This window comes from Rickettsia montanensis str. OSU 85-930 (genome assembly GCF_000284175.1).
Lineage (GTDB): Bacteria > Pseudomonadota > Alphaproteobacteria > Rickettsiales > Rickettsiaceae > Rickettsia > Rickettsia rickettsii.
The window spans coordinates 44,642-58,129 of the sequence record NC_017043.1 but is presented as its reverse complement, the minus strand read 5'-3'; the positions used below and the strand labels follow the sequence as shown (position 1 = coordinate 58,129).

Sequence of the window (13,488 nt, the reverse complement as noted above, 5' to 3'; positions counted from 1 at the left end):
CAAGGCAAAGTATCGCCAAGAGATTCAGAGATAACTCCATCTGCAAAACTCTCACCGGCATAAAAAAATAATACCTATAAAAACCGATATTATTGTATTTAAAAAGCACATTGCTTTAATTTATTTAGTCTTAAAGATTTTTAACCTGATATTGTTATAGGTATACTATGCTGAACAACAAGATCTACGGTAGAGGCAACACTATTCTCTAACTTCACTCTACGAGGTAATTCTTTTATAAAAATTCTATAGTCTTTTGCTTTGGTAGAATAATTCTGTGTGTTTTTTAAAGCTACCCGTATCAATTGTATTTTACCGTCGTGTAAGGTAAATGTTACCGGAGTTGCCACTAAATCTTTAGTTTCTTTATATTCTTCTATACCATCTTTATATGTACGCTTTAAAAGAATTAATTGAAACTTTTTAGGTGCATAATCATTATTTTGCACCGTCATAGTTGCTATTTTATTACCTTTGTTTATCTCTATATTGACAGGTACGATAGTGGCACTGGCAAAAGAATTAAAAGTCAAGAATATAGATAGGCTAGGTAGAAATCTTAAAAAAATATTTTTTCATAATATCAATATGCCACGGTTACTGTAATTGTATCATTATAAGTATCGGAAGGAACATTTGCTCCTTGAGGTATTCTGCCGTATATTGTGAGCGTTTGAGCTAGTCCTGTTCCTGTTCCCATTACCCCTTGATTGATTTCCCCAATTCTGCGTTCTCCCTGCATTGGAGAAAGATTATAAGGTAAATAACTAGTAGTGTTAACAAGACCAGTCATTTTACGGGTACTAGTTGTAGCAGCAGGTGTGGTACCGGCATTTAATGAAACAGTATAATTAGCACCTAAAGTACACTTTATTATAACTGTATTTGTTTGCAGAGCATCGGCAGTTGAAACATACGTACCGAAAGCTAAAGGAGTAGCCGTAACTATACAAGAAGGTAAAACCGTTGCACTAACAAGGAAAAAAGCATTAGCAGAGGAGGCAAAACTATTGCCCGTACTTATAGTTAAGATAATAAAACCGATAATATTTCGTAGAATCTTAATTTGCATAATTAATAATAAAAATAATTAATTTCTGTTATTAATCTTTTACAAAGTTTAATGATTTTACAAGGCTAGTTTAAGAAATGTTTATATTTAAATATGAATTGATGATATTTTTCCCACAGAATTTGCTTTGGTTTTTCTTTATAGAAATATAATTGACCACTTTATTTGACTATTATAGTATAATAATACTTTTATTTTTTGCAGGTTATAAAATGACTATTAAAATAGCAATTACTCAATTTAAATCTCATTGCCTTGCAATAATAGAAAAATTACAAACAGATAAAGAATCTATTATAACTACCAAAAGCGATAGGGAAGTAGCACAAATATTACCTATAAATACTAAAAAGTCTCATTATTCGGTATGCTAAAAAACAAAGCCGAGATAAAAGCGGATATATTAGAACCAGTAGAAGAAAAGTGGAATGCAGCACAACCTTTAAATGCATCTCGTCTAGTATAATATCCGACAGTTTTTAAAAGTCCCCCTGCGAAAGTGTTGGATTTCTATAAATACACTCACATAACCATTGATTATTTCCTCAATATCCAATAAAATCCTTTTTAAAATTTAAATATAAAAAGTATGTATAATACTGATGTTGTAATAATAGGTGCCGGTCCGGTTGGATTATTTGCAGTTTTTCAAGCAGGAATGCTTGGAATGAAATGTCATGTTATTGATGCACAAGAAGTTATCGGCGGTCAGTGTATTACCCTATATCCTGAAAAGCCTATTTACGATATACCGGCATATCCTAAAATTGCAGCAGAAGAGCTAATAAAACAGTTAGAACTTCAAGCAGCTCCTTTTAACCCTATATATCATTTAAGTCAGCAAGCTATAGAGCTAAATAAACAAGATGATTTTTTTGAAATTAAAACCTCAAAAAACACTCTTATTAAAAGCAAAGTTATTATTATTGCAGCAGGAGCAGGTTCATTCGGTCCAAACAAACCGCCCCTTGCGAATATTGAAGATTTTGAAAGCAAGTCGGTTTTTTATTTCATCAATGATAAAAGCAAATTTGCGGGTAAAAATATAGTTATAGCAGGCGGCGGGGATTCGGCTGTTGACTGGGCTATTTCTCTTTCAGATATTGCAAATAAAATATATTTAGTACATAGGCGGGATAAATTTACGGCAGCTCCTGAAAGCGTAAGGCAATTAAGACATATTGCAGAAACCGATAAAATCGAGTTAGTAACCGGTTATCAATTAAATGCTTTAGATGGTAATAATAGTGAACTTCAATCGGTTATAGTTAAAGATTTACAAAATAATACTCGTAAATTGGATGCCAATATACTACTACCTTTTTTTGGTTTAAAACAAGATTTAGGTAGCTTAGCAAATTGGGGTTTAAATGTTAAGCTTCACCATATTGAAGTAGACTCTTCCTATTATCAAACTAATATAGAAGGTATTTACGCCATTGGCGATATTGCTCATTATGTCGGTAAGCTTAAGCTGATTCTTACGGGTTTTGCTGAAGCGGCAAACAGTCTTCATCATGCTTATAGTAGAGTATTTGACGGCAAGGCTCTACATTTTGAGTATTCTACTGCCAAATACGTGGAAAAGAAGTAAGAGCGTTACTAAATAAAGAGATCGTCATTGCGAGCAACCGTAGAGAGCGTGACAATCTCATGAAACAATAACGAACTCCTGAGATTGCTTCGTCAATTACTTTGTAATTTTCCTCGCAATGATGTTAAAACTGAACGGAGACAAAAATAAGAGTGAATAATATAATTGACGGTAAAGCATTAGCCAATGAGATACTAGCAGACTTAAAGCTAGAAATTCAAGAACTTACAAGCCAAACTAACGCTTCACCGAAACTTGCTATAGTCCTAGTAGGCGATAATCCGGCAAGCATTACTTATGTAAGAAACAAAATAAAAAATGCACATAAAATAGGAATTTATACTTTATTAGTAAATCTATCTACTACTATTCATACTAATGATTTAATATCAAAAATCGATGAGTTAAACCTTGATAACGAGATTTCAGGAATTATAGTTCAACTTCCTTTGCCAAGCTCCATAGATAAAAATAAAATTTTATCGGCAGTATCACCTTCTAAAGATATCGATGGTTTCCACCCTTTAAATATCGGTTACTTACATAGCGGGATTAGTCGAGGCTTTATTCCCTGCACTGCTCTTGGTTGTCTTGCAGTTATAAAAAAATACGAACCTAATTTAACCGGTAAAAACGTTGTAATTATTGGACGCTCAAATATAGTAGGAAAACCTTTAAGTGCTTTACTGTTAAAAGAAAATTGCAGCGTTACTATTTGTCATTCTAAGACACACAATTTAAGCTCTATTACTTCTAAATCCGATATTGTCGTTGCTGCAATAGGCTCACCTTTAAAATTAACTGCAGAATATTTTAATCCTGAATCTATAGTAATTGATGTAGGCATTAATAGAATTAGCGGCAATAAAATTATCGGTGATGTTGATTTTGAAAATGTTCAGTCTAAAGTAAAATATATTACTCCCGTCCCAGGCGGCATCGGACCGATGACTATTGCGTTTTTACTTAAAAATACGGTTAAGGCATTTAAGGATTCCTTATATACTCTTGATAAGTGAAAAGTAGATAGACGAAGTTTAACGAGTATCTTATAAACATTTGCAAGTTCTACATAATTTCTTACATTATCTTGCATATATTCTAAATCTTGATCGGTTAAATATCTAACAAATTTTGCAGGGGATCCCATCCATAATTCTTGAGATTTAATTATCTTCTTTGGCTGGATAAGACTTCCTGCAGCAATAAAAGCATATTCTTCTATTACTGCATAATCCATTACCGTAGCACTCATACCGATAAAAGCATTATTATGTATTGTACAGGCATGAATAAGAGAGAGATGACCGATAGTTATATTATCGCCTATTTTTATCGATTCAACGTCGCCTCTAAGAATCGTATTAAACCAAATGCTTGAATTACTACCTATTTCAACATCTCCTATTAAAGAGCTGCTTTCGGCAATATATGCACTTTTATCGATTCTTGGCGTAACTCCTTTGTAAGGGATAATGAGTATTAATTATAATCGACCCAAGAAATATTACCGTCTTTACGATAATAAACTATATTGATACGATCATTATTTATATTTTTAAATACTACTGCGGGTAAATCTTCTAAATCCATTTTCATTACCGCTTCTTTTACTGATAATTTTAATATTTCTACAGGCTTTTCAGCAATAATTGCTGGATTATCATTATCTTCGGCGTTAGAGGTTTCATTATCAGATTGCGGATTAATAATATATTTGGTACCTTCGTAAGCAATTTCTGATATTTTTACTTTACCCGCATGATGATTTTTGAATTTTGATTTATATTTTCTAAGCTGTTTTTCTAGTTTCGACATAGCTTTATCAAAAGCTACATATATATCGCTACAACTATCATTACTTTTGACTATATTATGTTTACCTGAGCCATATTTTACTATAATATCACATTTAAAGTTAATTCCCTCTTTTGAAAAATGTATATCTATATTTATTATATCGGTAAAATATTTTTTAACGACTTGCGTAGCCCTCTCTTTTGAATATTCTTGTAAATTATTACCGATAGAAATATGTTGACCTGAGACTGAAATAATCATAAATAACCTTTATAATCTGAAATAATTAATATATAAGTTAATTTATATTTAGAGTAATTTCAAGTTTTATTACAAATTAATTTATTTAAACTTTAGCCGTAGAGTTTAGGACGCTTATCCTTATTTTGTTGCGATTTAATTAGTTTTTTAGCAGTCTTTCTTACATAATTAGATGCCGATTTCTAAGCAGATAGCATTAAAATTTTCATTATTTTCAAAAAGCCATTTTTTAGCGTTATATTCTGCTTTTGTTGCCTCTTTCTTGGTAGAAGTATTAGTTGCATCTATTATTGCCTGCATAATAATAGCACTTCTAAGAGCAATATCGGGTATAGGATTATAAAGTTTAATATGCTCAAAAGGAGTAGTTAATTTAATGACATATGATTTAGTCATATAACTCTAATAATTATTAATAAAGTAAGATTTTGTTAATATGAATGTAACCAATAGGTTTTTCTTTTTTAACAAAGTCCTTAAAAAGTATAATAATTTTCAAGGCTTCAACTAGTAGTGACTAATTTGGATTAATAGAGATATCTAGTAATTATAATATTAGGAATAAGCTATAAACGTTAGATTCTGTATATTTTTTGATAAAATACGATATTTTACTCTTGCAGGAATAGAAGAATTGTTATATATATTGTTATCTTTTATGTGTACTCAAATGATTTCAAGAATTGCATTTTATTTTGAGAGGTGAGCACCCACAGCCTATACTTAATAGATGAGGATATGAATCCTTGATAAAATGAAAGAGCAATTCTTAAAAGCAGAAGAGTATATAATAAGGGGGTGTAGCTCAGTTGGTTAGAGCATCTGCCTGTCACGCAGAAGGTCGCGGGTTCGGGTCCCGTCACTCTCGCCAAGCCCTTTCAGGGTTTCGGGATTTCCAGTCGTTTTCTAAAAAATCCATATGCTCCTTTTATTCGCCTTTTGTTTTAATTGTTATATTAAACTCTTTTAAATTCCGAATTTTAAATATTATAAAAAACTAACTTATGTATATTCCTTAAAGCAACCTCAACTCATTTACTCGCACTTTTAGTTAAATTGCTATTGTATTCTTAAAACTTCTTATGATTCTATCTATAAGCTCATTTTTAATAAAATATTAAAATTTATAGAATTTAATAAGAATATAATTATGTTTAGATGGTTTCAACCCTCAAATCAAGAATTAATAAGAACTATACAGAAAGAAAATACCGCAGAAGCACAAAAATTAATTGCCGCAATGGATATGACTGAATTAAGTAAAGTTAGGGATATTTATATTAGCAGGGCTATTTGCAGTATCCGTACCTATATTTTGAGTTACATTACCGTCACCTATAAAATTTAATGTACCGCCTACACCGCCGGTGCTAAGTACTGCTCCATTTGCTCCTACACTACCTGTTACCGTTCCATCACCTGCAAATATTCACTTACCGCTTCCGTCTCCGGCAGTAGTTGTCACTGCTCCGGTTAGCGTAATCCCATCTGCTAAAGCTAAGATAGAGCCATTCTTATTTAAAGCTACGGGAGCAAACACATTAGCTGAGAACGTAATGGGGTTTGCTCCGATATTTACGAGTTTTAAGCTGCTGCCGTTAGCTCCAATCGTACCGTTAACATTACCGCTTTGTATTGTCAGTATTCCTTGGTTATTTGCAGAGGTCGTAACTGAACCGGTCACACCATTTACTATTAACTCACCATCTGCTCTAAATAATATGTTACCACCCGCTCCTAGGTCTAAGGCTTGGTCAAATGTTACCTGCTCCGTACTATTCATACTAAGTAACTTCGTAAATACCGTATTATCGACTACGACATCACCTGCTCCGTCTACTATGAAATTCTTAAGGCGATGGGTATTATCCTGCCCTATAGTATAAGGTCCACCGTCATTTGCTATAGTTAGGTATTTTGTGATTGCTCCTATTCTCACTATTCCATATTCATTTAGTCCTTCAAATATTATCTTAGCACTGTTATTTAGCAAATTTACATTCCCATTTACTGCATCTATTGTATATGTCGTATTATCCGCTATTCTAATATCACCTATATCTCCGGCACTTGGATCATTTAATGTACCGTTTACTCCATTAGCACCGTTTATATTACCCGTAACCGTTATGTCGTCATCTAAATTAAGTACAGACGTATTACTTTGTAAATTAATATTAGTAGCTTTTAATATTGTAGAATTAAGTTGTTGCCGGACCCAAGTAAAACATTTAATGCGGCTAATGAGCCTATATTACCTATATCGCCTGTTATTATGTTACTATGTTACTACTACCAAGATCATGAGCTAGATTTAGTATCCCTTGATCGTCAACGCCGGTAGTATTATTTATATTACCCGTTAACGTTGTTATATTACCGTCAAAAAGAGTAAGTATAGAGTTATTGTTAGTAAGATTTATATTTGCAGCATTAATTGTAATATTACCTGCTCCTGGCATATAAATCTGTGCTTCCCCGTTTCCTACATTTATTCCGGAAAGAGAGTTAGTTAAACCTATGTGATTTGATATAATACCTATACCTGCAAATGTTATTGTACCGTTATTGCCAGCTACCGTATTATCTATCTGAGTTGTAATATTTAAAACGTTATTAATTTGTAAAGTAGAATTCTTACCGGCGAAATCTATATTACTAAATGTTTGATTACCGACTCCGGTAATAATTGATGTAACATTATTATTAATAAATTTAAGAGGACCGAAATTAGGAGTAAGACCTACTGTTGCACTAAGAGCACCTATTGATACATTTTGACTTACCTCAACCTCACCAAAAGCAGGTAGTGCTATTAATGTATTTATCCAAGCTTACGCCACCGAGATTAGGAATTGTTGCGCCTGCAGTATTAGAGCTAGTGAATAATGTTCCGCATAATGATGCCGTTGCTAAAAATTTTCTTAATATTTTTGATTCTTTCATTAATATTAACCCCAATACATTTAATTAATAATTTGTAGCAACTTTTTTACAACAATAAAATAGAAGCAGATAGAGCTAGATTCAGAAAGCTTTAGACAAGATGAATTGACAACTGAGCCTGCGGAACGTACAAAAGTACGTGAGCAAAGGCGAATGTCAGAAAATTCACTTGTATCAAGCTTTCTGAACGACGCTGTACCAAAAAAATATTGTTACTTGGTAAGTGTAGAAATTTAATTATGTATTTAGAATTAAGTTAAAGGAATTTCTCAATGAAAGTTGGAAAGCAAAAAGATAAACTAAGCTGTTTTGTCTTTTATTGTAGGCATGGATTTTCTACCTCGGATAAGCCGCTTTGAGTAGCTGCTGCAGTAGTAGCAGCATTACTGTGTCACCCCCATATGGTCCATAAAAACAATAAAAAATACTAAAATTATTAGTATTTTTAACTGGATCCCGTGGTCAAGCCACAGGATGACAGAGGTGAAATTAATCCACGCAACAATATAATTAGTTCAGCCCAATTTAGTAACAGGCGTAAGGAAGAAAGCCTATAATAATAGACGAGTTCAAGATATTCAGGAATTAAGCAAGAAAAATCGCATTTTGATTGAAAAATCAAAAAGAATTACTTTACTATAGCTTGCATTAATTTAATATATGATATTTTGACTATTAACAAATCTCTATTTATTTATCGGTGTTTCTACCAAAGCATGCTTAAGTACTTGATCAATATTTGATACAGATATAATGTCTAGGCTTTCTTTTATATTCGGCGGTATATCTTTCAAATCTTTGACATTCTCTTCAGGAATCAACACGGTTTTAATACCTCCCCTACTTGCAGCAAGTAACTTCTCTTTAAGACCACCTATAGGTAAAACATTGCCTCTTAAAGTAATTTCACCGGTCATTGCTACAGTACGATGTACGGGTATTTTAGTCATCAACGAAACAATAGTCGTAAACAAAGCACAGCCGGCAGACGGTCCATCTTTTGGAATAGCTCCGGCCGGTACGTGAATGTGAATATCAAAATCTTTATAATTGTCATACTTTAATCCAAAATTTGTTGCTCTGCTTCTAAAACAACTATAGGCAGCCATTGCCGATTCTTTCATAACATCACCGAGTTTTCCGGTGGTCTTTATTTCACCTTTCCCTGGAAATGCTAAAGCCTCTATAGTTAAAAGCTCTCCGCCTACTTCAGTGTAAGCAAGTCCCGTAGTACTTCCTATTTGATCTTCTTTCTCGGCAAGCCCGAAATTATATTTCTTAGCTCCTAAAAATTCTTCAAGATTATTACTATCTATGGCGATATGCTTAACACTTTTATCTGCTAAAATCTGCTTTAATGATTTTCTAGTTAATGCCCCTATTTCACGCTCTAAAGCTCTTACACCTGATTCCTTGGTATAATATCTAATTAAATCCAAAATTGCCGTCTCGGATATAGTAATTTCATCTTTTTTGATTTTATGCATTTTAAATTGTTTTGGAACTAAATAACTTCTGGCAATTTGGAGCTTTGCTTCCTCTACATAACCGGAAATATATATTTTTTCCATTCTATCACTTAAAGCTCTAGGTAAATCATGAGAGTTAGCAGTAGCAATAAATATTACATTTGATAGATCATATTCTACTTCTAGATAATGATCAACAAAGTGACTATTCTGCTCAGGGTCTAATACCTCAAGCAAAGCGGATGCCGGATCACCTCTAAAATCAGAACTCATTTTATCGATTTCATCAAGCAGCATTACAGGATTACTAGTCTTAACTTTCTTAAGTTGACCTAAAATTTTACCGGGCATTGATCCAAGGTAAGTTTTCTATGTCCTCTGATTTCTGCTTCGTCTCTAACACCGCCAAGCGCAATTTTAGTATATTTTCTGCCCATTCCTTCGGCAATAGATTTTACAAGTGAAGTTTTACCGACCCCTGGCGGACCTATTAAACATAATATAGGTCCTCTAATTTTACTTGAACGCTGTAATACTGCTAAATATTCTATAATTCGTTCTTTAACTTTTTCGAGTCCAAAATGGTCACGATTTAAAATTTTCTCTGCTTGGTTAATATCTATTTTGCTATTATCATACTTACCCCAAGGCAGGCTAAGTAATGTCTCAAGATAGTTACGCGTTACTCCCGACTCCGCTGACATTTGGTTCATGGTACGGAGTTTCTTAAGTTCAGCCTCAGCTTTTTCTTTTGCTTCTTTTGATAATTTTAAACTTTTAATTTTTTTTTCAATATCGGCAAGTTCTGATTTATCTTCATCAAGCTCTTTTTGAATAGCTTTCATTTGTTCGTGCAGATAATAATCACGCTGCGTTTTTTCGATTTGCTTTCTTACTCTTTGCTGCAATGCCTGCTCGGTTTCTGAATTTACTATATTGGAAGTAAGCATACTAATAACCGTCGTGATACGCTTAAAAGGACTAGTTTCTTCTAATAAATTCTGCTTTGCCTCAAGTGAAGTTATCAAATGTGAGGCTAATATATTTATAATATTTATGAAATTAGTGCTATTACTTATTTCTTTATTGATAGTTTCAATAATTTCTGCATTAACTTTCTTATCATTAATCGCATATTTACTAAATAGTTGTACTGCATTATCAACGAGTGAACGCATGTTATTAACGTCAAATATTTCTTCATCCGGAATAATTTCGTAATTTGCTTCAAAAGCTTCCTCGCCTTTGATATTGCTTAGCTTTACTCTTGCTACTGCTTCTATTAAGATTTTTGCCGTATTATTAGGCAGCTTTACTATTTGGATAATCTTGGCAAGTATAGCTGTTTTATAAAGTTCGTGTGTACTAGGGTTTTCTTGATCAAATTTTTTCTGTAAAGTTACTAGAATATATTTACTATTATCTTCCTCGGAAATGGTAGTATGAGAGAGTGCTTGCAGCGATTTTTGCCTACCCACAAAAATAGGAGCAATTACTCCCGGGAATACTACCATATCTCTCAGTGCCATTAACGGAAGGGATTTTTTATTCATCAATTAAAACCTTTTAAAATTTCTAATTATTAACTATATAATATAGTATCAACCTGATTTCAAGCTACCGTTATTAATTATATTTATGAATTTATTACTACAACCTCCTCAAAATGTAGCAGCCGCATATAATAGAATAAAACAATATCTACATTTAACTCCGATCGTTCACTCTGAAAACTTAAATGAGATGCTCGGTCATGAGATTTTTTTTAAGGTTGAATCATTACAAAAAACCGGTGCATTTAAAGTTAGAGGCGTGTTAAATCATTTATTAGAATTAAAAGAGCAAGGAAAATTACCTGATAAAATAGTCGGTTATAGTACGGGTAACCATGGAATCGGTCTTGCTTATGCGAGTAAATTATTCGGTATTAAAACAAGGATTTATTTACCGTTAAATACTTCAAAAGTAAAACAGCAAGCAGCTCTTTATTACGGCGGTGAAGTTATATATACATATACTCGACAAGAAGCGGAAGAAAAAGCAAAAGAAGATGAAAAGCAAGGATTTTACTATATGCATCCTTCCGATAGTGATTCTACAATAGCAGGAGCAGGCACGTTATGCTATGAAGCATTACAGCAGCTAGGTTTTAGTCCTGATGCTATTTTTGCCTCTTGCGGCGGCGGCGGTTTAATTTCCGGCGCATATCTTGCCAAGGAATTAATATCACCGACAAGCTTGTTAATAGGTTCAGAACCTTTAAATGCCAATGATGCTTATTTATCTGTTAAAGATAATAAAACATATAGATTTAACTATGCTCCGAATACTATTGCGGACGGTCTTAAAACCTTGAGTGTATCAGCTCGTACATTTGAATATCTGAAAAAACTTGATGATTTTTATTTAGCAGAAGAATATGAAATATGTTACTGGACGGCGTGGCTTACTCATTTACTGAAAGTAATATGCGAGCCGTCAAGTAGTATAAATATGGTTTCAGTGGTAAATTTTTTAAAAACACAATCCAAACCTCAAAAATTACTAGTACTAATCTCAGGCGGTAATATCGATCCTATTCTTTATAATGAATTATGGAAAGAGGAGTATTTAAGCATCTCACCTAAATCTTTATGTTCTGATGTCATTTCTGCGAAAGCAGCAATCTAGTAACCTTTAATGTCATACCGCGACTTGATCGCGGTATCTTAGGACTCAGCTGGTGATACAAGACCCCGTGGTCACGCCACGGGATGACAATAAAAAATCTAGATTCCAGCTTTCGCGGGAATGACATAGAAGCAATATAACAAAGCCTCCTCACAATGATGAAGTTATATTAAAATTTAACCCTTTCTTCTTACTGCTTCTTGATTTTTAGTAGAAGTATTAGGAGTGATTTGCGGAGGTTTTATATTAGAACTTCTTAGTTTTATTGAATCTTCAAATATGGTTTTATCAAATGCTATTGGATTGATTTTCCTGAGTTCCGCTAAATTAAAATTATTAACTTGTTGCGGTTGAACTATAATAGGCTCACCCGTAACAGGCATTAAATTTTTAAATTCAGGATTAGTTGCTGCTTTATCTTTATTTTCATTTAAAAATTTTGTTAGACCTGCAGTAATTTCAGAATTTGTTAAAGCGTTTGAAAAGATTTTATCATTAATTGTCTTCACTACATATCTATCACTCAGAGTAATATATTTATCTACAACTTTTCCTAATCTTTCTTCCAAATAGTTTCTACCTGTAAATATCTGCTTAAATTTTTCCCATAAAGAAGTACCTCTATCATTAATATCTTTTAATTCAGTGGCTATTTTAGTACTATTCTCAGTTAGATAAGTAGAATCTAACTTATTTAATTTCCTTATTATTTCAGGATTCTTTATGCCTGATGAGTTAGTAAGTATAATAGTTTGTTCTAATTGCTTACTAATTTTATTATTTTTTTCTAATCTATTACTAATCTGCTGCACCGTATCAGTGGCTGCCTTTTGTAATTCCTTAAATTCCACTTGAGATAATTGATTTACTCTTGGGATAAACTGCTCACTCTCTTTATTAAATTTCTGGTTTTTATCTCCTTGAATAATAAATTTTGCATATTTCTCAAGTTTGTCTGGAGTGTTTTTAGGATCTTGTTTTAAGATTTCTATAGCTTGATCTTTTACAGCCTGTGCATACTGCTCTTTAGGTATAGACTTTCCACTTACGGCTATTAATGCTTCTTTAGTTGCTCTTATAGGATTGGCAAAGATTTCTTCTTTATCTTCTATACCCATCAATGATAATGTATCAAAAGGTCCTCCTTTATTTAGAGGAAGTACAAAACCCTTAAGTGCTGCTTCAGCCCTTGCGACATCAAACTTTAGCTTATCTGCTATACTAGGCATTAGTTTTGTATCTTGTCCTAAATTGATATGCAAGTTATCTACTAATTTTTGTATATCTTTATTTTCTACAACTTCACTAATAATTTTACTGGCAAGTACTTCAAGCGTACTAGTGATATATTCTTCAGATTGTAAATATTGTTGAATAGGATCAGGAGTAACAATATTTTTATTCAAAGTATCTAATCTACTATCTACGTTTTTTATATCAACTATTTTATCTTTTACTGCAGCCAATATCTCAGTCACTTCATCGTTTTTTTTAATAGTATCATCTATATTAGTTATAATCTCTGCCATATAATACTCATTATTAAGTTATAATGAGCTAAATTATCAAACTTTTTAAAAATTCGCAACTATATTATCATATAAATCACTTTACTATGCCCTGACTGTTGCCCACTCTCTCTACTTTTATTAAGGTTTTCAACATGAGATACAGGG

General features: G+C 32.6%; 12 protein-coding genes, 1 tRNA gene and 3 pseudogenes. 7 read left to right on the top strand and 9 right to left on the bottom strand.

What is annotated here, in order from left to right; translation table 11 throughout:
• Positions 1-140: 140 nt before the first annotated feature.
• Complete coding sequence (locus tag MCI_RS00310) at positions 141-455, bottom strand: fimbria/pilus periplasmic chaperone (protein ID WP_041404136.1); 315 nt, start codon at positions 453-455, stop codon at positions 141-143.
• A gap of 128 nt (positions 456-583) precedes the next feature.
• On the bottom strand, positions 584-1,072 hold the full coding sequence (locus MCI_RS00305; RefSeq protein ID WP_014409182.1) for a spore coat U domain-containing protein: 489 nt from the start codon (positions 1,070-1,072) through the stop codon (positions 584-586).
• A 212-nt stretch (positions 1,073-1,284) separates the two neighbouring features.
• Between MCI_RS00305 and MCI_RS00300 the strand changes: the two genes are divergently transcribed.
• The 3 genes from MCI_RS00300 (at position 1,285) to folD (ending at position 3,685) form a co-directional block, all read left to right on the top strand.
• Entirely contained in the window at positions 1,285-1,446 is a 162-nt protein-coding gene (locus tag MCI_RS00300; protein WP_198002872.1) for a type II toxin-antitoxin system Phd/YefM family antitoxin, read from the top strand.
• Positions 1,447-1,661: 215 nt separating this feature from the next.
• A complete protein-coding gene (locus MCI_RS00290; protein WP_014409179.1) occupies positions 1,662-2,666 on the top strand; it encodes an NAD(P)/FAD-dependent oxidoreductase in 1,005 nt (334 codons plus the stop codon).
• Between the two features lie 152 nt (positions 2,667-2,818).
• Entirely contained in the window at positions 2,819-3,685 is an 867-nt protein-coding gene (gene folD / locus MCI_RS00285) for a bifunctional methylenetetrahydrofolate dehydrogenase/methenyltetrahydrofolate cyclohydrolase FolD (RefSeq protein WP_014409178.1), read from the top strand.
• A 29-nt stretch (positions 3,686-3,714) separates the two neighbouring features.
• Here folD and MCI_RS07095 read toward each other — a convergent pair.
• From MCI_RS07095 to MCI_RS00275, 3 genes and pseudogenes are all read right to left on the bottom strand, one after another.
• Positions 3,715-4,149 (bottom strand): annotated as a pseudogene (locus tag MCI_RS07095) (gamma carbonic anhydrase family protein); the annotation flags it as partial.
• A complete protein-coding gene (gene hpf, locus MCI_RS00280) occupies positions 4,149-4,727 on the bottom strand; it encodes a ribosome hibernation-promoting factor, HPF/YfiA family (RefSeq protein WP_014409176.1) in 579 nt (192 codons plus the stop codon). The gene hpf and the pseudogene MCI_RS07095, both read right to left, overlap by 1 nt.
• A gap of 92 nt (positions 4,728-4,819) precedes the next feature.
• A pseudogene (locus MCI_RS00275) lies at positions 4,820-5,123 on the bottom strand (hypothetical protein).
• Between the two features lie 398 nt (positions 5,124-5,521).
• Here MCI_RS00275 and MCI_RS00270 point away from each other — a divergent pair.
• Both MCI_RS00270 and MCI_RS00265 read left to right on the top strand, forming a co-directional pair.
• A tRNA-Asp gene (locus MCI_RS00270) sits at positions 5,522-5,598 on the top strand.
• A gap of 279 nt (positions 5,599-5,877) precedes the next feature.
• Complete coding sequence (locus MCI_RS00265; protein ID WP_014409174.1) at positions 5,878-6,075, top strand: hypothetical protein; 198 nt, start codon at positions 5,878-5,880, stop codon at positions 6,073-6,075.
• An 81-nt stretch (positions 6,076-6,156) separates the two neighbouring features.
• On the opposite strand, the gene MCI_RS08740 is transcribed toward MCI_RS00265, so the two are convergent.
• The gene (locus MCI_RS08740) at positions 6,157-6,720 is read right to left on the bottom strand and encodes a hypothetical protein (protein WP_198002871.1); all 564 of its coding nucleotides are present in this window, start codon (positions 6,718-6,720) and stop codon (positions 6,157-6,159) included.
• Positions 6,721-7,000: 280 nt separating this feature from the next.
• Positions 7,001-7,189 (bottom strand): hypothetical protein, encoded by a 189-nt coding sequence (locus tag MCI_RS10595; RefSeq protein WP_232202668.1) that lies wholly within the window; start codon positions 7,187-7,189, stop codon positions 7,001-7,003.
• Positions 7,190-7,494: 305 nt separating this feature from the next.
• Between MCI_RS10595 and MCI_RS08735 the strand changes: the two genes are divergently transcribed.
• A complete protein-coding gene (locus tag MCI_RS08735) occupies positions 7,495-7,701 on the top strand; it encodes a hypothetical protein (protein ID WP_041404083.1) in 207 nt (68 codons plus the stop codon).
• Between the two features lie 658 nt (positions 7,702-8,359).
• Here the strand turns inward: MCI_RS08735 and lon are convergent.
• Positions 8,360-10,695: pseudogene (gene lon, locus MCI_RS00245) on the bottom strand (endopeptidase La).
• 85 nt (positions 10,696-10,780) lie between these two features.
• Between lon and MCI_RS00240 the strand changes: the two are divergent.
• Positions 10,781-11,812, top strand: coding sequence for a serine/threonine dehydratase (locus tag MCI_RS00240; protein WP_014409171.1), 1,032 nt, complete (start codon positions 10,781-10,783; stop codon positions 11,810-11,812).
• Between the two features lie 176 nt (positions 11,813-11,988).
• Here MCI_RS00240 and MCI_RS00235 read toward each other — a convergent pair whose 3' ends face one another.
• Complete coding sequence (locus MCI_RS00235) at positions 11,989-13,341, bottom strand: hypothetical protein (RefSeq protein WP_014409170.1); 1,353 nt, start codon at positions 13,339-13,341, stop codon at positions 11,989-11,991.
• Positions 13,342-13,488: the final 147 nt, after the last annotated feature.